The sequence below is a fragment of the Nocardioides sp. YIM 152315 genome (assembly GCF_029210375.1).
Classification (GTDB): Bacteria; Actinomycetota; Actinomycetes; order Propionibacteriales; family Nocardioidaceae; genus Nocardioides.
In genome coordinates this window covers 24,703-45,516 of sequence record NZ_JARGER010000041.1, presented here as the reverse complement: position 1 = coordinate 45,516, position 20,814 = coordinate 24,703, and the positions used below count along the sequence as shown (strand labels likewise).

23 protein-coding genes are annotated in these 20,814 nt (G+C 71.4%); 5 read left to right on the top strand and 18 right to left on the bottom strand.

The features are described 5' to 3' along the window. Positions 1-121: 121 nt before the first annotated feature. From PZ894_RS17630 to PZ894_RS17620, 3 genes are read right to left on the bottom strand one after another with little or no spacing between them, the layout of a single operon-like run. Positions 122-1,513, bottom strand: a complete 1,392-nt coding sequence (locus tag PZ894_RS17630) for a class II fumarate hydratase (protein WP_275746801.1) — start codon at positions 1,511-1,513, stop codon at positions 122-124. After that, positions 1,510-2,193 (bottom strand): hypothetical protein, encoded by a 684-nt coding sequence (locus PZ894_RS17625; protein WP_275746800.1) that lies wholly within the window; start codon positions 2,191-2,193, stop codon positions 1,510-1,512. The genes PZ894_RS17630 and PZ894_RS17625 overlap by 4 nt, the downstream gene beginning before the upstream one ends. 20 nt (positions 2,194-2,213) lie before the next feature. Next, a complete protein-coding gene (locus tag PZ894_RS17620) occupies positions 2,214-2,498 on the bottom strand; it encodes a zf-TFIIB domain-containing protein (RefSeq protein WP_275746798.1) in 285 nt (94 codons plus the stop codon). A 70-nt stretch (positions 2,499-2,568) separates the two neighbouring features. Here PZ894_RS17620 and PZ894_RS17615 point away from each other — a divergent pair, with 70 nt between their 5' ends. Then, entirely contained in the window at positions 2,569-2,769 is a 201-nt protein-coding gene (locus PZ894_RS17615; RefSeq protein WP_275746796.1) for a hypothetical protein, read from the top strand. Between the two features lie 15 nt (positions 2,770-2,784). Here the strand turns inward: PZ894_RS17615 and PZ894_RS17610 are convergent, their stop codons facing one another. Beyond that, a complete protein-coding gene (locus PZ894_RS17610) occupies positions 2,785-4,512 on the bottom strand; it encodes a fumarate hydratase (protein WP_275746795.1) in 1,728 nt (575 codons plus the stop codon). Between PZ894_RS17610 and PZ894_RS17605 the strand changes: the two genes are divergently transcribed. Next, positions 4,511-5,140, top strand: coding sequence for a DUF1707 domain-containing protein (locus PZ894_RS17605; protein WP_275746793.1), 630 nt, complete (start codon positions 4,511-4,513; stop codon positions 5,138-5,140). The genes PZ894_RS17610 and PZ894_RS17605 overlap by 2 nt on opposite strands. Positions 5,141-5,149: 9 nt before the next feature. Here the strand turns inward: PZ894_RS17605 and ugpC (PZ894_RS17600) are convergent, their stop codons facing one another. The 4 genes from ugpC (PZ894_RS17600) to PZ894_RS17585 form a co-directional block, all read right to left on the bottom strand. Next, positions 5,150-6,373, bottom strand: a complete 1,224-nt coding sequence (gene ugpC, locus PZ894_RS17600; protein WP_275746791.1) for a sn-glycerol-3-phosphate ABC transporter ATP-binding protein UgpC — start codon at positions 6,371-6,373, stop codon at positions 5,150-5,152. A 4-nt stretch (positions 6,374-6,377) separates the two neighbouring features. Next, positions 6,378-7,223, bottom strand: coding sequence for a carbohydrate ABC transporter permease (locus PZ894_RS17595; protein ID WP_275746790.1), 846 nt, complete (start codon positions 7,221-7,223; stop codon positions 6,378-6,380). After that, positions 7,223-8,119 (bottom strand): sugar ABC transporter permease, encoded by an 897-nt coding sequence (locus tag PZ894_RS17590; protein ID WP_275746788.1) that lies wholly within the window; start codon positions 8,117-8,119, stop codon positions 7,223-7,225. The genes PZ894_RS17595 and PZ894_RS17590 overlap by 1 nt, the downstream gene beginning before the upstream one ends. A 103-nt stretch (positions 8,120-8,222) precedes the next feature. Beyond that, positions 8,223-9,491, bottom strand: coding sequence for an extracellular solute-binding protein (locus PZ894_RS17585; RefSeq protein WP_275746786.1), 1,269 nt, complete (start codon positions 9,489-9,491; stop codon positions 8,223-8,225). A 161-nt stretch (positions 9,492-9,652) separates the two neighbouring features. On the opposite strand from PZ894_RS17585, the gene ugpC (PZ894_RS17580) reads away from it, so the two are divergent. After that, a complete protein-coding gene (gene ugpC, locus PZ894_RS17580; protein ID WP_275746783.1) occupies positions 9,653-10,735 on the top strand; it encodes a sn-glycerol-3-phosphate ABC transporter ATP-binding protein UgpC in 1,083 nt (360 codons plus the stop codon). A gap of 144 nt (positions 10,736-10,879) precedes the next feature. Here the strand turns inward: ugpC (PZ894_RS17580) and PZ894_RS17575 are convergent, their stop codons facing one another. Next, a complete protein-coding gene (locus PZ894_RS17575) occupies positions 10,880-11,797 on the bottom strand; it encodes an alpha/beta fold hydrolase (protein ID WP_275746781.1) in 918 nt (305 codons plus the stop codon). 88 nt (positions 11,798-11,885) lie between these two features. On the opposite strand from PZ894_RS17575, the gene PZ894_RS17570 reads away from it, so the two are divergent. After that, positions 11,886-12,725 (top strand): alpha/beta fold hydrolase, encoded by an 840-nt coding sequence (locus tag PZ894_RS17570; protein WP_275746803.1) that lies wholly within the window; start codon positions 11,886-11,888, stop codon positions 12,723-12,725. Here PZ894_RS17570 and glpX read toward each other — a convergent pair. The 6 genes from glpX to PZ894_RS17540 are packed head-to-tail and all read right to left on the bottom strand — an operon-like array spanning position 12,690 to position 17,994. Then, positions 12,690-13,706, bottom strand: a complete 1,017-nt coding sequence (gene glpX, locus PZ894_RS17565; RefSeq protein ID WP_275746780.1) for a class II fructose-bisphosphatase — start codon at positions 13,704-13,706, stop codon at positions 12,690-12,692. The two genes, PZ894_RS17570 and glpX, sit on opposite strands and share 36 nt — an antisense overlap. A 20-nt stretch (positions 13,707-13,726) precedes the next feature. After that, on the bottom strand, positions 13,727-14,785 hold the full coding sequence (locus tag PZ894_RS17560; RefSeq protein WP_275746779.1) for an ATP-binding cassette domain-containing protein: 1,059 nt from the start codon (positions 14,783-14,785) through the stop codon (positions 13,727-13,729). Beyond that, on the bottom strand, positions 14,782-15,573 hold the full coding sequence (locus PZ894_RS17555; protein WP_275746778.1) for an ABC transporter permease: 792 nt from the start codon (positions 15,571-15,573) through the stop codon (positions 14,782-14,784). The genes PZ894_RS17560 and PZ894_RS17555 overlap by 4 nt, the downstream gene beginning before the upstream one ends. Positions 15,574-15,577: 4 nt before the next feature. Then, entirely contained in the window at positions 15,578-16,342 is a 765-nt protein-coding gene (gene modA / locus PZ894_RS17550; protein WP_275746777.1) for a molybdate ABC transporter substrate-binding protein, read from the bottom strand. After that, positions 16,339-16,734 carry a TOBE domain-containing protein gene (locus PZ894_RS17545; protein ID WP_275746775.1) on the bottom strand — a complete coding sequence of 132 codons (396 nt, stop codon included), beginning with the start codon at positions 16,732-16,734 and terminating at the stop codon, positions 16,339-16,341. Before PZ894_RS17545 ends, modA begins: the two co-directional genes overlap by 4 nt. Before the next feature lie 24 nt (positions 16,735-16,758). Next, positions 16,759-17,994 carry an SLC13 family permease gene (locus PZ894_RS17540; RefSeq protein ID WP_275746774.1) on the bottom strand — a complete coding sequence of 412 codons (1,236 nt, stop codon included), beginning with the start codon at positions 17,992-17,994 and terminating at the stop codon, positions 16,759-16,761. Positions 17,995-18,043: 49 nt separating this feature from the next. Here PZ894_RS17540 and PZ894_RS17535 point away from each other — a divergent pair, with 49 nt between their 5' ends. After that, positions 18,044-18,604 carry a DUF4245 family protein gene (locus tag PZ894_RS17535; RefSeq protein WP_275746772.1) on the top strand — a complete coding sequence of 187 codons (561 nt, stop codon included), beginning with the start codon at positions 18,044-18,046 and terminating at the stop codon, positions 18,602-18,604. Between the two features lie 6 nt (positions 18,605-18,610). On the opposite strand, the gene PZ894_RS17530 is transcribed toward PZ894_RS17535, so the two are convergent. The 3 genes from PZ894_RS17530 to xseA form a co-directional block, all read right to left on the bottom strand. Continuing rightward, the gene (locus PZ894_RS17530) at positions 18,611-19,237 is read right to left on the bottom strand and encodes a GNAT family N-acetyltransferase (RefSeq protein WP_275746770.1); all 627 of its coding nucleotides are present in this window, start codon (positions 19,235-19,237) and stop codon (positions 18,611-18,613) included. A 102-nt stretch (positions 19,238-19,339) separates the two neighbouring features. Next, positions 19,340-19,570: an exodeoxyribonuclease VII small subunit gene (locus tag PZ894_RS17525; protein WP_275746768.1), complete on the bottom strand. Its 231-nt coding sequence runs from the start codon at positions 19,568-19,570 to the stop codon at positions 19,340-19,342. After that, on the bottom strand, positions 19,554-20,789 hold the full coding sequence (gene xseA / locus PZ894_RS17520; RefSeq protein WP_275746767.1) for an exodeoxyribonuclease VII large subunit: 1,236 nt from the start codon (positions 20,787-20,789) through the stop codon (positions 19,554-19,556). Before xseA ends, PZ894_RS17525 begins: the two co-directional genes overlap by 17 nt. Positions 20,790-20,814 lie beyond the last annotated feature (25 nt).

Here is a 20,814-nt window from a genome sequence, read left to right as displayed (position 1 = left end):
CCCCCACCTCTCGGGCACTGCAACACCCGAGAACGTCAGGAGCTGCCCGAGAAGTCCTGGGGTCTCCTGGGGGATCCGTGCGCGTGCGTGCGAGTCGTGCCCGTGGTGCCCGGCCCGCCCGTCAGGGGTGCGTCATCGACTCCACGTCGAGTGCCTCGTCGAGCTGTGCCTCGGTGAGCTCGCCGCGCTCGACGTACCCCATCGCGATCACGGTCTCGCGGATCGTGGCTCCGTCGGCCAGCGCCTGCTTGGCGACCTTGGCGGCGGCCTCGTAGCCGAGGTGCTTGTTCAGCGGCGTGACCACCGACGGCGAGGACTCGGCGTACTGCCGCATCCGGTCGGGGTTCGCGGTGATGCCGTCGACGCAGCGCTCCGCGAGCAGGCGGGAGGACGCCGCGAGCAGGCGCACCGACTCGAGCAGGTTGCGCGCGATCACCGGCATCGCGACGTTGAGCTCGAAGCTGCCGGTCGCGCCGGCGGCGGTGACCGCGGCGTCGTTGCCGATCACCTGGAAGCAGACCATGAGCGTCGCCTCCGGCAGCACCGGGTTGACCTTGCCGGGCATGATGCTCGACCCCGGCTGGAGGTCGGGGAGGTGGATCTCGGCGAGCCCGGTCGTCGGGCCCGACGACATCCAGCGCAGGTCGTTGCAGATCTTGGTGAGACCGACGGCGTACGTGCGGAGCACGCCGCTCAGCTCGACCAGTGAGTCGCGGGTGCCCTGCGCCTCGAAGTGGTTGCGCGCCTCCGTGAACGGCTGGCCGCTGGTCTCGGAGAGCACCGCGATGACGCGTGCGGCGAAGCCCGGAGGCGTGTTGATCCCGGTGCCGACCGCGGTGCCGCCCAGGGGGAGCTCGCGGACGCGGGGGAGCACCGACCCGAGACGCTCGGCGGCGTACCGGACCGTGGCGGCGTAGCCGCCGAGCTCCTGGCCGAGCATCACCGGGGTGGCGTCCATGAGGTGGGTGCGGCCCGACTTGACCAGGCCGGCGTACTCCTCGGCCTTGTGCTCGAGGCTGCTCGCCAGTACGTCGAGGGCCGGCACGAGGTCGTCGACGACGGCGAGCGTGGCGGCCACGTGGATCGCGGTCGGGAACGTGTCGTTGCTCGACTGGCTGGCGTTGACGTGGTCGTTGGGGTGCACGTCGGTGCCGGCGCGCTGCGCGAGCGTGGCGATGACCTCGTTGGCGTTCATGTTCGAGCTGGTGCCCGAGCCGGTCTGGAAGACGTCGATCGGGAAGTCGCGGTCGTGCCGGCCCGCGCTCACGGCCTCGGCCGCCGCGACGATCGCCTCCGCCTGCGCCGCCTCGAGGATGCCGAGCTCGCCGTTGACCCGCGCCGCCGCGGCCTTGACGCGGCCGATCGCGTGGACGAGGGCGGGCTCGATGGGGGTGCCGCTGATCGGGAAGTTCTCCACTGCGCGCTGGGTCTGGGCCCGCCAGAGCGCGTCGGCGGGCACCCGGACCTCGCCCATGCTGTCGTGCTCGATGCGGAAGTCGCCGTCGAAGGTCATGGTTCGGACGTTACTCGCGCGACGTAGAGCCAGTACTGCTCGTCGCGGTCCTGGAGGAGCACGTCGTAGGACCGCGCCTCGGCGTTGCCGAAGACGCCGTGCATCGTCCGCTCCAGGTCCGGCGCCTCGGCGCCCGACCAGATGACGAGCGCGCCGCCGGTGCGCAGCGCCTGCCGCGCGGCCTCGAGCGCGGGGGCGCGGTAGAGCGCGGCGTTGGCCTCGTGGACCAGGTACCCGGGGCCGTTGTCGACGTCGAGCAGCACCAGGTCGTACGACGCGGGCGTGGCCTCGGCCAGCGCGACCGCGACGTCGGCCACCACGATCGTCACGCGCTCGTCCGCGAGCAGTGCGGGACCGTGCGAGATCGTGCCGTCGCGCATCCAGTCGACCAGGGCCTGCTCGATCTCGACGACCGCGACCTTCTCGACGCGGGAGTCGGCGAGCACCTCGTGCATCGTGAAGCCGAGACCGAGCCCGCCGACGGCGACGGCGCGCGGTTCGTCGACCAGCTCCAGCGCCGCAGCCGCGAGCGCCTTCTCGGTGCTCGTCTCGAGCGTGTCCATCACGAACACGCCGTTGGCGCGCAGCTCGATCGTGGTCGGGGCGTTCTCGTCGCGCCGCTCGCGCAGCACCAGCTCGCCCCGCTCGGTCTCTGCTCGTGCGATCTCGACGTACTCCACGGCCCGAGACTACGGAGGGCTCAGTCGAAGAGCTCGCTGAGCCAGCTCTCCTTGCGCTTCTTCTTGTAGTAGCCCTGCTGGTAGGGCTGCTGGTACTGCTGCTGGTACTGCTGCTGGTGCTGGGGCGGGTACTGCTGCTGCGCGGCGGGTGCGGGCGGCGGGGCCGTCTGACCGAGCGAGCGATCGATGATCTTGTCGAGCTCGCCGCGATCGAGCCATACGCCGCGGCAGGTGGGGCAGTAGTCGATCTCGATGCCGCTGCGGTCGCTCATCACCAGGGTGGTGCCGTCGGTGGGGCACTGCATGGGGTGTCCTCTCGTCGTTCACCTGGTCGAACGGACGAGTCCCTCCGGGGGTTCCGGGTACGGAGATGCCATGGCTGACAAGAAGCAGGACGAAGGACAGGTCTCCGAGGTCAGCGGGTTGCGCGACGCCGACGAGCAGGTCTCGGACGGGGACGCCGTCGCGGGCCAGCCGGACGGCGCGGACGGGGGGCCGACGGGGCCCGACGCCGCGACGTTCGCCGAGGAGCAGGACCGCCGTCCCGGCAAGGGCGACGTCGAGACGACGGGCTGACGCCCGCCGCGGCGGCTACTGCGCCGACCGCACGCGGATGCCGCTGAGCGGCACGGTCACCTCGCCGGCGGGGTCGGTGAAGAAGTCGTTGCCCTTGTCGTCGACGACGATGAAGGCGGGGAAGTCCTCGACCTCGATCTTCCAGACCGCCTCCATGCCGAGCTCGGGGTACTCGATGACCTCCTGGCTCTTGATGCAGTCCTGGGCCAGCCGCGCGGCCGGGCCGCCGATCGAGCCGAGGTAGAAGCCGCCGTACGCGTCGCACGCCTCGGTGACCTGCTTGGACCGGTTGCCCTTCGCGAGCATCACCATCGAGCCGCCGGCGGCCTGGAACGACTTCACGTAGGAGTCCATCCGGCCGGCGGTCGTCGGACCGAAGGAGCCGGACGCCATGCCCTCGGGCGTCTTCGCCGGGCCGGCGTAGTAGACGGGGTGGTCCTTGAGGTACGCCGGCATCTCCTCGCCGGCGTCGAGCCGCTCCTGGATCTTGGCGTGCGCGATGTCGCGGGCGACGACCAGCGGCCCGGTCAGCGACAGGCGCGTCTTCACCGGGTGCTTCGACAGCTCGGCGAGGATGTCGGCCATCGGCTGGTTGAGGTCGATCGAGACCACCTCGCCGCCGCTGATGTCCTCGGCCACGCCGGCGTCGGGCATGTAGTGCGCCGGGTCGGTCTCGAGCTGCTCGAGGAAGACTCCGTCGGCGGTGATCTTGCCCAGCGCCTGCCGGTCGGCCGAGCACGACACCGCGATCGCGACCGGGCACGACGCACCGTGGCGTGGGAGCCGCACCACGCGGACGTCGTGGCAGAAGTACTTGCCGCCGAACTGTGCGCCGATGCCGAAGGACTGGGTCAGCTCGAAGACCTCGTCCTCCAGCTCCACGTCCCGGAAGCCGTGCGCCGACATCGAGCCCTCGGTCGGCAGGTTGTCGAGGTAGTGCGCCGAGGCGTACTTGGCGGTCTTGAGCGCGAACTCCGCCGACGTACCGCCGATGACGACCGCCAGGTGGTACGGCGGGCAGGCCGCCGTACCGAGCGAGCGGATCTTCTCGTCGAGGAACTTCAGCAGCCGCTGCGGGTTCAGGATCGCCTTCGTCTCCTGGAAGAGGAAGGACTTGTTGGCCGAGCCGCCGCCCTTGGCCATGAAGAGGAACTTGTACTCAGGCTTCCCGCTGGACTGCGGCGTCGAGTAGATCTCGATCTGCGCCGGCAGGTTCGAGCCCGTGTTCCTCTCGTCGTACGTCGTGAGCGGAGCGAGCTGCGAGTAGCGCAGGTTGAGCTTCGTGTAGGCGTCATACACCCCGCGCGAGATCGCCTCGCCGTCGTCGGCGCCGGTCAGCACGCCCTCGGACTTCTTGCCCATCACGATGGCCGTGCCGGTGTCCTGGCACATCGGCAGCACGCCGCCCGCGGAGATGTTGACGTTCTTGAGCAGGTCGAGCGCGACGAAGCGGTCGTTGCCGGAGGCCTCGGGGTCGTCGATGATCTTCCGCAGCTGCGCGAGGTGTGCCGGACGCAGGTAGTGGGCGATGTCGCGCATGGCCTCGGCGGTCAGCCGGCGGATCGCCTCGGGCTCGACGCGCAGGAGGGTCTGGCCGTCGACGTCGAAGGTCGAGACGCCCTCGGTCGTGATCAGGCGGTACGGCGTCTCGTCCCTCCCGGTCGGGAGGAGGTCGCTGTACCGGAACTCTGCTTCGCTCGCCACGAGCGTCGAGAATATCGGCCCCACTAGGCTGAGCGGCATGGAGGGACCCCTCGAGCCTGGCCCGGCGCAGATGCGCATCTCGGACGACGACCGGCACCGCGTCGCCGAGATTCTCCGCGAGGCCGCCGGCGAGGGGCGGCTCGACCTCGACGAGCTCGACGAGCGGCTGGAGGCGACGTACGCCGCGCGCACGTACTCCGACCTCGTCCCGATCACCAGCGATCTTCCGCCCCCCCAGCCGCGGCACGCCCCCGCCCGACCGGCATCGGCCGAGCCGGCGACCCGTCACGACAGCTCGATCGCGATCATGGGCGGCGTCGATCGCAAGGGGGTCTGGGAGGTCGGGCCGCGCCACACCGCCTTCGCGATGATGGGCGGGGTCGACATCGACCTGCGCGAGGCGGTCTTCACCAGCGCCGAGACCGTGATCACCGCCAACGCCTTCTGGGCCGGCATCGACGTCATCGTCAACGAGCGCACCCGTGTCGTCGTCGAGGGCGTCGGCGTCCTGGGCGCGTTCGACCAGGTGGACAAGGTGCCGCCGCAGCTCGCCCCGGACTCGCCGGTCGTCCGGGTCCGCGGTGTCGCACTGATGGCGGGAGTGACCGTCGTCCGCAAGGGGCCCAAGCGGTTCCGCCGCCCCAGGAGCCTGCACCGGCCCCACTGACGCTGACGCTCAGCCCGCGGCGCTCGGCTGCGCCGCCGCCTCCTCCATCGCGCCGCCGGGGATCCGGCCGGCGTGCTCGCGGTCGACGGTGAGGTTCTCTCCGGTGGACGGGTCGAAGAGGTGGATCTTCGAGCCGTCCACCCAGATCTCCGCCTCCTCGCCCTCGCTGATGCGGCTGGCGCCGTCGAGCGAGACGACCAGCTGCGTGTGCAGCGACTCGCCGTCGAGGTCGCGCTCGAGCTGGCGCAGCTGCTCCTCGACCTCCGGTGGCGCCTCGAAGGGGATGTAGGCGTAGGTCTCGTTGCCGAGCCACTCCACGACGTCCACCGGGGCGCGGAAGGTCGAGCCGGACCCGTGGTCGGTCTTGACCGACGCGTCCTCGAAGTGCTCGGGCCGGATGCCGGCCATCAGCAGCCCCTTGCCGGCGGCCTTCTCGGCCTTCTCGGGCGGCAGCTGCACGGTGCCGAACGGGAGCTTCGCCGACGTCCCCTCGACGGTGGCCGGGAGGAAGTTCATCGGCGGCGACCCGATGAAGCCGGCGACGAACAGGTTGCCCGGGTTCTCGTAGAGCTCCCGCGGCGTCGCGAGCTGCTGCAGCACGCCGCGCTTGAGCACGGCGACGCGGTCGCCGAGCGTCATCGCCTCGGTCTGGTCGTGGGTGACGTAGACCGTGGTGATGCCGAGGCGCTTCTGCAGCCGCGAGATCTCGGTGCGCATCTGGCCACGCAGCTTCGCGTCGAGGTTCGACAGGGGCTCGTCGAAGAGGAACGCGTCGGCCTGACGGACGATCGCCCGGCCCATCGCCACGCGCTGGCGCTGTCCGCCGGAGAGGTTGCCCGGCTTGCGCTCGAGGTGCTCGTCGAGCTCCAGCGTCTTCGACGCGGCCCGGACCTTCTCGTCCACCTCGTCGTCGGGCGCCTTGGCCAGCCGCAGCGGGAAGGCGATGTTCTCGTAGACGGTCAGGTGCGGGTAGAGCGCGTAGTTCTGGAAGACCATCGCGAGGTTGCGGTCGCGGGGAGCCAGGTCGTTGACCCTCTTGTCGCCGATCATCATGTCGCCCGACGTGATGTCCTCGAGGCCCACGATCATCCGCAGCAGCGTCGACTTCCCGCAGCCGGACGGGCCGACCAGGATCATGAACTCGCCGTCCTGGACGTCGATGCTCACGTCGTTCACGGCGGGGAAACCGTCGCCGTACTGCTTGACGATGTTCTTCATGTCGATGGACGCCATCGGGTCACCCCTTCACCGCGCCGGACGTCAGGCCGGCGACGATCTTTCGCTGGAACAGCAGGACGATGATGATGATCGGGACCGTGACCACCACGGAGGCGGTGGCCAGCTGGCCGTACGGCGGGTTGAACGGGTCCGGTCCGACGAAGTAGGACATCTGCGCGGGCACCGTGCGCGAGGACGTCGTCGAGGTCAGCGAGATCGCGAGCACGAACTCGTTCCACGCGAAGAAGAACGTCAGGATCGCCGCCGTGAAGACGCCGGGCGCCGCCAGCGGGACGATCACCTTGCGGAACGCCTGCCACGACGTGGCGCCGTCGACCTGGGCGGCCTGCTCCATCTCCCACGGGATCTCGCGGAAGAACGCCGACAGCGTCCAGATCGCCAGCGGCAGCGTGAACGACATGTACGGGATGATCAGGCCGGGCCAGGTGTTGAACAGCCCGAACGTGCGCCACATGTCGAAGAGCGGGCCGACCAACGACACCACCGGGAACATCGCGATCGCGAGCGCCAGCGAGAGCACCAGCCGCTTGCCCTTGAACTCCAGCCGCGCGATGGCGTACGCCGCGAGCGTCGCGAAGATGACCGACAGCACGGTCGAGATCGCCGCGATGCCGAAGGAGTTGCGCAGCGCGTCGAGGAAGTCGGGGTTGTCGAGGATGTCCTTGTAGTTCTGGATCGTCCAGTTCTTCGGCAGGAACTGCGGGCTGCCGGCGGCCGTCTCGTCGGGACCCTTGAAGGACAGGGAGAGGATCCAGACCACCGGCAGCAGGCACCAGACCAGGATCAGCACGAAGCCGATCCAGGTGCCGACCTTGGTGCGGGCCTCGCCCGCTCGAGCAGCCATCACCCTTCACCCCTCGCCTGCGCCAGGTCGACCTTGAACAGCCTGACGATCAGCCAGGCCAGCAGCAGCACGGTCAGGAAGAGCAGCACCGACAGCGCGGAGCCCAGGCCGAGCTGCATCTGCTCGATCACCTGCCGATAGGTGAGGAACGACGACGACTCGGTGTCCTGGGCGCCCCGGGTCATCACGAAGATGTTGTCGAAGATGCGGAACGCGTCGAGCGCCCGGAAGAGCACCGCCACCATGATCGCCGCCCGCATGTTCGGGAGGATCACCTTCCAGAGCCGCTGCCACCAGGTCGCGCCGTCGACCTTCGCCGCCTCGATCATGTCCTCCGAGACCTGCGAGAGCCCGGCGAGCAGGAGCAGCGCCATGAACGGCGTGGTCTTCCAGATCTCCGACACCATGATCGCGAACATGGCCGGCCAGTGGCTGCCGAACCAGTTGGTGTCGGACTCGATCCACGGCAGCCAGCTGAACCAGGCGTTCACGAAGCCGTTGTTGAGGCTGAACGCGAACTGCCAGGCGAAGGCCGAGACGACGGTGATGATGCCGTAGGGGATCAGGATCGACGTGCGGATCGCGCCGCGCGCGAAGACGATGCGGTGCATCACCATCGCGAACGCGAAGCCGATCACCAGCTCGACCGCCACCGTGACCACCATGATCAGCACGGTGTTCCAGGTGTCGCGCCAGAAGAGCGAGTCGGTCAGCACGGTGACGTAGTTGGAGAACCAGACCAGCTCGCGGTCGTCGGGCGTCGTCAGCCGGTAGCGGAACAGCGACAGGTAGAGGGCCTGGATCATCGGCCAGGCCGTGACGACGAGCATCACGATGACGGCCGGCAGGACCAGCCGCTGCCCGAGCCGGTTCTCCGCCCGCGCGCGGTCGCTCACGACGCTCTTCGTCGAGGCTCGTGCGGTGGCGCTCACAGCGGGGTCCCCGACGAATTGTTCGCGGAGGAGCGAAGCGGGGGAGACGAAGAATTCGGTGGGGTGCTCACAGCAGCCTCCTTCCGTGCAGGACGTCGTCGACGAACTGCTGCGAGTCGGCCGGGGTGTCCTTGTCGACCCCCGACGGCGGGTGCCACGTGCTCTGGATGCCGCCGGAGATGTCGCTCCAGTACGGCGTGACGGTCCGCGGTGCCGCCGCCTCGAGGCTCTCCTGGAAGAGGTCGAGCAGCTCCTGCGGGTAGATGTCCTTGAGCGCGGGGTACTCGTAGCCCGCCGCGCTGGCGGGCATGTTGCCGGTGAGCTCGGCGTTCACGCCCTGGTTGTCGGGCGAGGTGATGCACCCGATCGCCTGCATCGCCTCGTCGGCGTGGCTGGAGAAGGCACTGACGCCGACGCCGATGCCGCCGTACGGCGGGCGCGAGTCCTCACCGGCAACGGTCTGCGGGTAGCGTGCGAACGCCAGGTCGTCCTTCACCTCCGGCTGGGTGCCGTCGTAGTTGGTCCAGATGTAGGTCCAGTTCACCATGAACGCGCCCTGCTCGGACCCGAACGTGCCGCCCGCCTGGCCCTCCTGGGCGACCGACAGGTCGGCCGGCGCGGCGGGGGAGCCGGCCAGCTTCTGGATGACGGCGGCGGCCTTGCGGCCGGCGTCGGAGTCGAGCTCGAGCGTCAGGTCGACGCCCTTCTCGGTGTCGGTGGCGATCTCGCCGCCGGCGCCCGCGATGAGCGCGTTGATCCAGACGACGTAGCCCTCGTACTTGTTGGCCTGGACCGCCACCTTGCCGCCGTTCTGCGACGCGGCCTCGATGATCTGGTCCCAGGTGACCGGCTGGCTCATGTCGAGGCCGGCCTTCTCTGCGAACGACTTGCGGTACCAGAGCACCTGGGTGTTGGACCAGAACGGCGCGACGACCAGCTGGTCGTCCCAGGTCGCCGCGTCGGTCGCACCCTGGAAGGACTGCTCGGCGAGCGAGTCCTGGAGCTCCTGGGGGAGCTCGGCGAGGTAGCCGGCGTTGGCGAACTCCGCCGTGAAGGGCGGGTCGAGACTCATGATGTCGATCTCGGGATCCTCCGCCGCGAGTCGCCGGGCCAGCTGGATGCGCTGCTGGTTGGCGTCCTGGGGCAGGACCTGGGTCTTGATCGTGTAGTCGTCGGTGCTGCAGTTCTCCGCGACCTTGGCCTGGCCCCCGGCATCCGGGTTCGTGTACCAGATCAGGGTGTCGGTGGAGCCCGCGTCGGCCGAGCACGCGGCGAGCAGACCGGTGGCGGACACCAGTGCCGATGCCGCAGCCAGGCCACGGCGTACCCGAGGCATGCGACCCCTCCCCTCGTTGTGTTCTCCCTCACATGTAGCCCTGTCGGAAGAGGTTGTAAACCCACCTGTCCCGCGATGCGGCGGGACCGGCTACTGTGAGCGCGCTCACCTTTACTACGGATCGTCCGGCACGTACCTGCCGGTGGAGGAGTTGTTGAAGCATGGCCACTGTGCGTTTCGAAGAGGCACAGCGCTGGTATCCCGGCGCCGACAAGCCCGCTGTCCCGGGCATCAGTCTCGAGATCGGTGACGGGGAGTTCATGGTCCTCGTCGGCCCGTCCGGTTGCGGCAAGTCCACGACCCTGCGGATGCTCGCCGGGCTCGAGGAGGTCAACCAGGGCAAGATCTACATCGGGGACCGGGAGATCACCCACACCCCGCCGAAGGATCGGGACATCGCGATGGTGTTCCAGAACTACGCGCTCTACCCCCACATGTCGGTCGCCGACAACATGGCGTTCGCCCTGAAGATGGCCAAGGTCCCGTCCGAGGAGCGCGCCAAGCGGGTCCAGGAGGCGGCGAAGATCCTCGGGCTGACCGAGTACCTCGACCGCAAGCCCAAGGCGCTCTCCGGCGGACAGCGTCAGCGCGTGGCGATGGGTCGCGCGATCGTCCGCCAGCCGCAGGTGTTCTGCATGGACGAGCCGCTCTCGAACCTCGACGCCAAGATGCGCGTGCAGACCCGCACCGACATCGCGAAGCTCCAGGCCGACCTCGGCGTCACCACCGTCTACGTGACCCACGACCAGGTCGAGGCGATGACGATGGGCGACCGGGTCGCCGTGATGAAGGACGGCTACCTGCAGCAGGTCGACACCCCGCTGGCGCTCTACGACAAGCCGGTCAACCTCTTCGTCGCCGGCTTCATCGGCTCCCCGCAGATGAACCTCATGGAGGCCAAGGCCGACAACGGCCAGGCCAAGATCGGCGAGTACCTCGTGCCGGTCGACCCGGCGGCCGCGAAGAAGATGCAGGGCAACATCACCGTCGGCGTCCGTCCCGAGGCGTGGCGCATGGTGGGCAACGGCGACTCCGGCCTGCCCGTCCAGGTGACCGTGGTCGAGGACCTCGGCGCCGACGCCTTCGTCTACGGCACCAGCGGGGTCGAGGGCACGCCCAGCAACATCATCATCCGGGTCAGCGGGCGCAGCCACCCGCAGAAGGGCGAGACGATGTACGTCACGACCGACCCGAAGAACGTGCACGTCTTCGACAGCACCACCGGGGAGCGCCTCAGCGACTGAGCAGCGGGTCTGGTGGTTGAGGAGGTTGCGCCCGCAACCGAGACAAGCGCTGGCGCGCCTTCCTCAACCACCGACTCCGGTGGTTGAGGAGGTTGCGCTGGCAACCGTCTCGAAACCCCGGAGCCCACGCGGCGTGTTCGTTTCTCACACGCCGCTGCTCCGCTCAGCCGTCCGACGGATGGCGTTGACGAACGTCTCGTGGAGGGGCACGGGCAGGTCGTGGCCCATGCCGTCGATGAGCAGCAGCTCGGCGCCGGGGACCGCGGCGGCGGTGGCCCGGCCGCCGGAGACGTGGACCATCCGGTCGGCGAGGCCGTGGACCACGAGCGTGGGCACGCGTACGCCGTGCAGCCGGGCGCCCCGGTTCGGCTGGCTCACCACGGCCAGCATCTGGCGCGCGACCCCCTCGGGGTGCACGCCTCGGTCCCAGGTTTCCTCGAAGCGGCGGCGCATCGCGTCCTCCGGCTCCGGGTACGCCGGGGAGCCGGTCAGCCGCGCGAAGACCATGCTGCCCGCGACGTACGCCTCCCGGCCGGGCTTGCGCGGCGCGATCATCCGGGGCAGCAGGGCCGGGTGCTGCCAGCCGACGCTCCGCTTGCCGGTGGTCGACATGATGCTGGTCAGCGAGTCGACGCGCTCGGGCCGAGCGATCGCCATGGTCTGCGCGATCATCCCGCCCATTGACACGCCGACGACGTGCGCAGACTCCAGCCCGAGGTGGTCGAGCAGCCCGAAGGCGTCGTCGGCCAGGTCGGTGAGCGAGTACGGCGCGCGCACCCGCGTGCCCGCGAACGCACGCACGAGCGTCGACCGCGAGACCCGGCCCGCCAGCACGGTCGAGCGCCCCGCGTCGCGGTTGTCGAAGCGCACGACGTGGAACCCGGCGCGCGCCAGGTCGGCGCACAACCCCGGGTCCCACCAGGTCATCGGCGCCCCGAGGCCCATCACCAGCAGCAACGGCTCGCCGTCCGGGCTCCCGAAGGTCTGGTAGCACAGCTCGGTGCCGCGCCCGACCGGGGCGAAGAGCTCCTCGGAGACGGCGACCTCGGCGGATGACGGCATGCTCGAAGTCAACCAGTTGAGGGAAAAACCGACCCAACGTCCCCGCATTGCCCGCCGGCCCGGCGGGTACGGACGTAACGTGGCTCACATGCGCTCGGCCGCGCTCGCGGACTTCCTGCTGCCCGACGGCTTCGCCGCCCCCGGGGCGGCCGCGGTGCTGCGCGAGAGCAGCGCGGTGGTCGAGATCGGCAGGTTCGCGCTGCGTGCGGCCGGTGACCGGCGCACCCGTCGTGGCTCGTCGGACGTCGCGCGCACCGGGGTAGCACGGTCCGGCGACCCGGTGCTGCTCGTGCCCGGGTTCCTCGCCGGCGACGGCACCCTCGGGCTGATGGCGCGGGCGCTGCGGGCCCGGGGCTTGCGCACCTACCGCTCCCACATCCACGCCAACATCGGCTGCACCCGGACCGCCGCCGAGCAGCTCGAGGCGCGCCTGGAGTCGATCGCGACGCGGCGCGACTCGCGGGTGCAGGTCGTGGGGCACAGCCTGGGCGGGATGCTCGCCCGCGGGATCGCGGCACGCCGCCCCGACCTGGTCTCCCACCTCGTCACGATGGGCAGCCCGATGCTCGCCCCCGGCGCCCACCACCGCTCGCTCGGCGCGAGCGTCGACCTGCTGGTGCGGCTCAGCCGCGCCGGCGTGCCCGGCCTGATGGCGGAGGACTGCGTGGCCGGTTCGTGCGCCCGGGAGAGCTTCGAGGAGTGCCGTCGGCCGATGCCGCCCGGCATCGGCTTCACCGCGGTCTACTCCCGGCGCGACGGCATCGTCGACTGGCGGGCGTGCATCGACCCGCTGGCCACCGCGGTCGAGGTGAGCGCCTCCCACCTCGGCATGGCCTTCGACCCCCGCGTCATCGACGTCGTGGCCGACAGCCTGCGGCGTACGCCGAGCGCCTCAGCCGTCGAAGTCGATCGCGGCAAAAGCGCGTAGCTTCTGCAGCTGGTGCTCGGAGGTGATCGACCGGATCGTGCCGCTGCGCGAGCGCATCACCAGCGAGTGGGTGGTCACGCCGCCGGCCCGGTAGCGGACGCCGCGGAGCAGCTCGCCGTCGGTGATGCCGGTGGCGACGAAGAAGCAGTCGTCGCCGGTGACGAGCATGTCGGTGGTGAGTACGTGGTCGGGGTCGAGCACGTGGCCGGCGTCGATCGCCCGCTGCCGCTCGTCGTCGTCGTGCGGCCACAGCCGGCCCTGGATCGTGCCGCCGAGCGCCTTCATCGCGCAGGCGGTGATGATGCCCTCGGGTGTGCCGCCGATGCCGAGCAGCAGGTCGATGCCGGTCTCGGGACGCGCGGCCATGATCGCGCCGGCGACGTCGCCGTCGGTGATGAACTTGATCATCGCGCCGGTCTCGCGGATCTCGTCGACGAGCGCGGCGTGCCGCGGCCGGTCGAGCAGCACGACCGTCACGTCGCTCGGGTTCTTGCCCTTGGCCTTGGCGACCTGGTGGATGTTCTCGGCGACCGGGAGGCGGATGTCGACGACGCCGGCCGCCTCCGGCCCGGTGACCAGCTTCTCCATGTAGAAGACGGCGGAGGGGTCGTACATCGAGCCGCGCGGGGAGACGGCGAGCACCGAGACCGCGTTGGTCATGCCCTTCGCGGTGAGGGTGGTGCCGTCGATCGGGTCGACCGCGACGTCGCACTCCGGGCCGGTGCCGTCGCCGACCCGCTCGCCGTTGTAGAGCATCGGGGCGTTGTCCTTCTCGCCCTCGCCGATCACGACGACGCCGTCCATGCTGGTCGTCGAGATCATCACCCGCATCGCGTTGACCGCGACGCCGTCGGCGCCGTTCTTGTCCCCGCGGCCGACCCACCGGCCCGCCGCCATCGCCGCGGCCTCGGTCACCCTGACGAGCTCGAGGGCGAGGTTGCGATCGGGCGTCTGCGGGTCGACGGACAGGCTCTCGCTCATGGTGCGGACTCTATCGGTGGTCAGACCCGGTAGACAGAGACCTCCGTCGCCTTGAGGCTGAACACCACGCGAAGTCCCGGCGCCAGGTCGAGCTCTGCCGCGGCGAGCGGGGTGACGTCGGCCGCGAGGCTCTGCCCGGCGCGAGGGGCGGCATGGACGCGCACCCGGTCACCGAGCGGCTCGAGGTCGGTGACCGTGGTCGCGATGACGTTGCGGGGGCTCCCGTCCGGCAGGTCGCGGTAGACGGAGACCGCGCTCGGCCGGAAGACGGCCACCACCTGGGCGCCGTCCGCCGGCGCCGGGTCCGTCGTCAGCCCCTTCACCTCCACGGCGTCCGGGCCGCGGACGGCGCCGTCCTGCCAGGTGCCACGCACGGCGTTCAGCCCCGCGATCCGCGCCGCGAACGCGCTGCGGGGCCGGGTCAGCACCGTCTGGGTCGCACCGGCCTCGACGACCCGGCCGTCCTCGACGACGACGACCCGGTCGGCGAGGAGGAGCGCGTCCAGGGCGTCGTGGGAGACCAGTACGGCGGTCCGGTCGGCCAGCACGCGGCGCAGGGTCTGGCGCAGCGCCGGGCGGACGGCGACGTCGAGCGCCGCCATCGGCTCGTCGAGCAGCAGCACCCGGGGCTCGGCGGCCAGCGCCCGCGCGACCGCGACCCGCTGCGCCTGCCCGCCGGACAGCTGACCGGGGCGGCGGTCGGCCAGGTCGCCGACGCCGACCTCGTCGAGCCACCGGTGGGCCCGCTCGCGGGCGGTCCGGCGGGGCACGCCTGCGCTGCGCGGCCCGAACGCGACGTTCTCGAGCGCGCTCAGGTGGGGGAAGAGCAACGGCTCCTGGGCCAGCAGCGCGATCCGCCGCGCGTACGGGGCCACCCACGTGGCGGGGCCGGTGAGCTCGGTGCCGTCGAGCACGACCTGGCCGGAGTCCGGGCGCAGCAGGCCGGCCGCGACCGCCAGCAGCGTCGACTTGCCGGCGCCGTTGGGACCCAGGACCGCGACGGTCTCGCCCGCGGAGACCTCGAGCGACACGTCGACGCCGCGCTCGGCGACCGTGACGCTCAGGTGGAGGTTGCTCACAAGACCCCCCGTCCGGGGCGCGCGAACGCGATCACCAGCACCGCGACCACCACGAGCACGAGCGACATGGCGACGGCGGCGTCCGGGTCGGTGACCCGCAGGTTGTAGACGTAGAGCGGCAGCGTGCGAGTGGTGCCCTCGAGACTGCCCGCGAAGGTGATCGTCGCGCCGAACTCGCCGAGCGCGCGGGCGAAGGACAGCACGGCGCCCGACACGAGGCCGGGCAGCACCAGCGGCAGGGTCACCCGCCGGAAGACGGTCGTGGGCCGGGCGCCGAGCGAGGCCGCGACCGCCTCGTAGCGCTCGCCGGCGGTGCGCAGGGAGCCCTCCAGGCTGACGACCAGGAACGGCAGCGCGACGAACGTCTGGGCGAGCACGACGGCGACCGTCGAGAACGCGACCTGGACGCCGATCGCGTCCAGCTGCTCACCGACGAGACCGCGGCGTCCGAACGTGTAGAGCAGCGCGATGCCGCCGACCACCGGCGGGAGCACGAGCGGGAGCAGCACCAGCGACCGGACGATCCCCTGCCCGCGGAAGCTGGTGCGCGCGAGCACGAGCGCCATCGGCACGCCGAGCACGAGGCACAGCAGCGTCGCGGTGGCCGACGTCCGCAGGCTCAGCCACAGCGCGGTCAGCGCCGAGTCGGAGGTGACGAGCGACCAGAAGCCGGACCAGTCGACCCGGGACACCATCCCGGCGAGCGGGAGCAGCACCAGGGCCGCGCCGAGCGCGGCCGGGACGAAGATCCAGCCGGGGAGCCCGACGTGCCGTTCGCGGCGTGCCACGCCCTCAGGCTGCCCCACCGAAGCCGGCGTCCTGCAGGACCTGCTGGCCCGTGTCGCCGAGCACGAACTCGATGAAGTCGGACGCGAGGTCGGACTCGTCGCTGCCGTCGACCGGCGCGATCGGGTAGGTGTTCACGACCTTGCCCGACTCCGGGAACTCGACGCCGTGCACGGCGTCGCCGGCCGCGGTCACGTCGGTCACGTAGACGACGCCGGCGTCCGCCTCGCCCGAGGTGACCTTGGCGAGCACGTCGGTCACCGACTGCTCCTCGCTGACCGGATGCAACGTCACGCCCAGGTCGTCGGCCATGGTGGCGGTCGCGGCGCCACACGGCACCTCGGGGGCACAGACGACGAGCTGGAGGCCCCTCTCGCCCAGGTCCTGGAAGTCCTGGACGCCGGCCGGGTTGTCGGGCGGGGTCGCGATCTCGAGGACGTTGGTCGCGAAGTCCTGCGGGTCCGCGCCGGCCAGGTCGGCGTCGACGAGCTTGTCCATGTTCGCGGTGTCCGCGGACGCGAAGACGTCGGCCGGCGCGCCCTCCTGGATCTGCGTCACCAGGTCGGAGGATCCACCGAAGTCGAGCTCGACCTCCACGCCGTCGTGCTCGGCCTCGAACTCGTCGGCGATCTGCTCGAACGTCGACGTCAGCGACGCCGCGGCGTACACGGTCAGCGTCGTGGAGCCGTCGGCCCCCTCGTCGCCACCCCCGCAGGCGACGAGGGGGAGCGTCAGGGCGAGGGCGGCGGCCGGGGCGAACTTCGACTTCACGGGCGCTCCACGACGACGTTGGTGGACTTGACGGACGCGATGGCTCGCACGCCGGGCTCGAGGCCGAGCTCCTCGGCCGCCTCGGTGCTCATCAGCGAGACCATCCGGTAGGGGCCGCAGACCAGCTCGACCTGGGCCATCACCCGGTCCTTGACCACCTTGGTGACGATCCCGGAGAGCCGGTTCCGGGCGCTCACCGCGGCCGCGCGGGTGGCCTCCCGGTCGGGGTGGTCGGCCAGCGACTCGGCGAAGGCGGCCAGCCCGGCACCCGGGACGACCGTGCGGCCGTCCTCCTGGCTGCTGGCCACCCGGCCGGCGTCCACCCAGCGCCGCATGGTGTCGTCGCTGACGCCGAGCAGCTCGGCAGCCTCCGCGATCCGGTACGTCGTCACGCGGGAATCATGCCGCAGATGCGGTCATCTGACCAGCCAGAGTGTCGCAACTGCGGAAAGCAGACTGATCGGCGTGATCGCGAGTGACACCCGGTGGAACTCGCGGAGCGGTGGCGGGTGTCCGAGGCGCACCATGCCGCGACGCCACAGCAGGTTGGCCAGCGAGCCCGTGTAGCTCAGGCCGGAGCCGATGTTGAGGCCGAGCAGCGCGGCGAGCACGGCGGTGTCGCCGAGGGGCGCCAGCAGGGGGAGCAGCAGCAGCGTGGCCGACAGGTTGGTGAGCAGGTTGGCGAGCACCGTCGCGATCAGCGCGATCGCCAGCAGCGCCCCGAAGCCGGTCCCGCGCGGCAGCGCGTCGGCGACCCAGTCGCCGAGGAAGCCGGTCGAGATCGCGGCGACCACGACGCCCAGGCAGAGCACGAACAGTGCGAACGCCGGGTGTGCGGCGTTCACGGCGTCGCCGACCACCAGCAGCCCGCGGCGACGGCCCCACCAGGTGAGGACGAGGGCGGCGGCACCGGAGACCCAGAAGGGCTCGACGCCGAACGGCGACCCGACGCCGAACCCGGCGAGCATCAGCACGACGACGAGGAGCGGCGTCACGGGCAGCGGCGGTCGCTCCGGGACACCGTCGGGCTCGGGCGTCTCGGCGAGCTCGCGCCGGAAGAGCAGCCGCAGCCCGACGTACTCGACGACGAGCACGACCGCGAGCACCGGCGCCATCGCCAGGGCGAACCCGCCGAAGGTGAGGTCGAGGTGTGGCATCGCCAGCAGGTTGGTGAGGTTGGAGACCGGGAGCAGCAGCGAGGCGGAGTTGGCCATCCGCAGGCAGGCGTGCGCGCCGGGCCGGTACGACGTACCGGTGCCGACCGCTGCCGCGACGACGACCGGCGTGAGCAGCACGACCGTGGCGTCGAGGCTGAGCACCGCGGTGACGGCGGCGGCCAGCAGGAAGACGCCGGTGAAGATCGGGAGCGGCCGGCCGTCGCCGGCGTCGCGCACGCGGGCGGCGGCGGCCCGGAAGAGCCCGGCCCGGCCGCAGACGTCGGCGACGACGAGGATCGTGACGAGGAAGAGCACGACCGGGCCCAGGTGGCGCACCGTGTCCTCGACGTCGGACCAGGCCAGGATGCCGGTGGCGAGCGTCGCCGCCGCGGCCGCGAGGCCGACGACGGCCTCCACCCGACCGGTCGGGTGTGCGTAGGCCGTGAGGAGCAGGGCGACCAGCGCCGCGACGGGGATCACGTCGACGGCGGGCACGCGGAGACCCTAGGCCACCCGGGTCGGTCCGACCTGTGAGGATGTGCGGGTGAGTCAGACGGCACCGACCGGGAAGCCCGGTCGCTACCAGCGGTCCTTCGGCGGCCTGGTCGGGTCGATGATCGTGCTGGTGCTGGTCGTCTTCGGCATCATCGTCTTCCGCGGGACCTTCCGGGACACCCCGGAGTACGAGCCGGCCGACATCGACTACGTCGAGATGGTCACCAGCATCCAGCAGCTCGGGCTGGAGCCGGTCTACCCGCCCGCGCTCCCCGACGGCTGGACCGTGAAGGACGCGTCGTTCGAGTCCGGCGACCGACCGGCGATCGACCTGGTGTTCGCCACCGACGACGACCACACCGCCGGCATCCACCAGGCGGACGAGTCCGAGAGCACCCTGCTCGGGACCTACGTCGGCGACGGCGCGAGCGAGACCGGCGAGACCCTCACCACCGACCTCGCGACCTGGACCGGCTGGGACGACACCGACGACGACCATGCGTGGACCACCGAGCTCGGCGACGACACCGTCCTCGTCTACAGCTCGGGCGATCCCGACGAGCTCACGACGTTCGTCGAGTCGCTGACCACCGCGCCACTGGCTCCGTAGACCCGCTCACACCTGCGTCGAGGTCGACAGACCGAGCACGACCGTCGCGTCGTCGGGCGCGGGGAGCGTCGCGAAGCCCAGCCTCTCGTAGAACGCGATCGCCGCGGTGTTGCGCGCGCCGACCCCGAGATGGACGCCCGGAACCCCCCGCGCCCGCAGCGCACCGAGGAGCAGTCTGATCAGCGCCCGTCCGAGGCCTCGCCCCTGGACGTCGGGAAGCAGGTCGATGTGCAGGTGCGCGGGATAGCGGTCGGAGGCGAGCGCGAGCATCGCCTCGGGGCGGTGGCCGAGCAGGACCAGGCGCTCCTCGGGGGTCGTCGCCGGCTCGGTGAGGGGGTACGTCGCCGCGAACCGCGGCAGCCAGCGCCGCCGGTGCTCCGCGACGAAGCGCTCGGTGTCGGCGGCGGCGACGACGTAGCCGCTCGCGCGCTCGCCGGTGTCGACGACGAACGCCAGCCCCGGCTCGATCGCGAGGTAGGGGCCGAGGAACACGTCCGGCAGCAGGTCGTCGGTGGTGAAGAGCCCGGTGGCGTCCGCGCCGCCGTCGCCGGTGCGCACGCACACCTCGTAGAGGTCCTGCCGGTCCCCGGGGCGGTAGGGGCGCACGTCGGTGGGCCGGCTTCGTGCTGCCACGTGGCAGATTCTAGGGTCCCCGACGTTCGCCCGCGCCGCTCCTCGGCTTGGGCGCCCGAACTGTGGCTGGAAGTCCCGACTCGAGTGTCCGGAAGTCCCGACTCAACCGTCCTGGTCGGCCTCGATCGCCGCGTCGAGCCGCTGTCGGGCGCCGTCGAGCCAGTCCTGGCAGATCGTGGCGAGCTGCTCGCCGCGCTCCCACAGGGCGAGCGACTCCTCCAGCGTGGTGCCTCCGGCCTCGAGGGCGCGGACCACCTCGACCAGCTCCTGACGCGCCTCTTCGTACGACGGGGTCTCGTCCTGCTGCTGGGGCTGCTCAGTCTTCTTGGCCATCGAGCTCCTCGGTGCTGGTGGTGGTCGCGTGGATCCGGCCGTCGGCGACCCGCACGCTGATCCGCTGCCTCGCCGCCACGTCCGCGACGGAGGTGACCACCTGGCCCTCGGCGTCCTGCAGCACGGCGTACCCGCGCTGCAGCGTCGCGAGCGGCGACAGCGCCCGGGCGCGGGCGCGGTGGTGGTCGATCTCGTCGGCGGCGCGGTCGAGCCGGTGCTCGAAGGTGCGGCGAGCCCGGTCGCGGAGCCGGCGGACCTCGTCGAGCCGTGCGTCCAGCAGCGTGCGCGGGTCGGCGAGGGCGGGGCGCGACCGGAGGGCCTCGAGGCCGGCCTGCTCGCGCGCGATCCAGCCGGCCAGCGCGCCGCGGATCCGCTCGCGGGCGCGCTCGACGTTGCGGAGCTCCTCGGCGACGTCGGGCACGACGAGCTTGGCGGCGTCGGTCGGGGTGGAGGCGCGGACGTCGGCGACGAGGTCGAGCAGCGGCTGATCGGGCTCGTGGCCGATCGCGGAGACGACCGGGGTGCGCACCTTCGCGACGGACCGCACGAGGGCCTCGTCGGAGAAGGGCAGCAGGTCCTCGACCGAGCCGCCGCCGCGGGCGACGACGATCACGTCCACCGCGGGGTCGCGGTCGAGGCGCTCGACGGCCTCGATCACCTCGGCCGCCGAGCGCGGGCCCTGCATCGCGGCGTACGCGACCTCGAAGCGCACCGCGGGCCAGCGCCGCTCGGCATTGTCGAGCACGTCGCGCTCGGCGGCGCTCTTGGGCGCGGTGACGAGCCCGACCGTGCCGGGCAGGAAGGGGAGCGACCGCTTGAGCTCCGCGGCGAAGAGGCCCTCCGCGGCCAGCAGCTGGCGGCGTCGCTCGAGCCGCGCGAGCAGCTCGCCGAGCCCGACCATCCGGATGTCGCGCGCGTAGAGGGAGAGGGTGCCGCGGTTGGCGTAGTAGGAGGGCTTCGCGTGCACCACGATGCTGGCGCCCTCGACCACGGGTGGGTTGAGGCCGTCGAAGAGCACCCGCGAGCAGGTCACCGGCACCGAGATGTCGGCGACCGCGTCGCGCAGGGTGAGGAAGACGGTGTTCAGGCCCGGCCGGCGGCTGACCTGCGCCACCTGGCCCTCGACCCACACCGCGCCGAGCCGGTCGACCCAGCCCGCGATCGCGTTGGCGATCTGCCGCACCGGCGCCGGCGACTCCGGCGAGGTCTCCATGGCCATGCGGGCGAGATTAGGGGATCGGGCC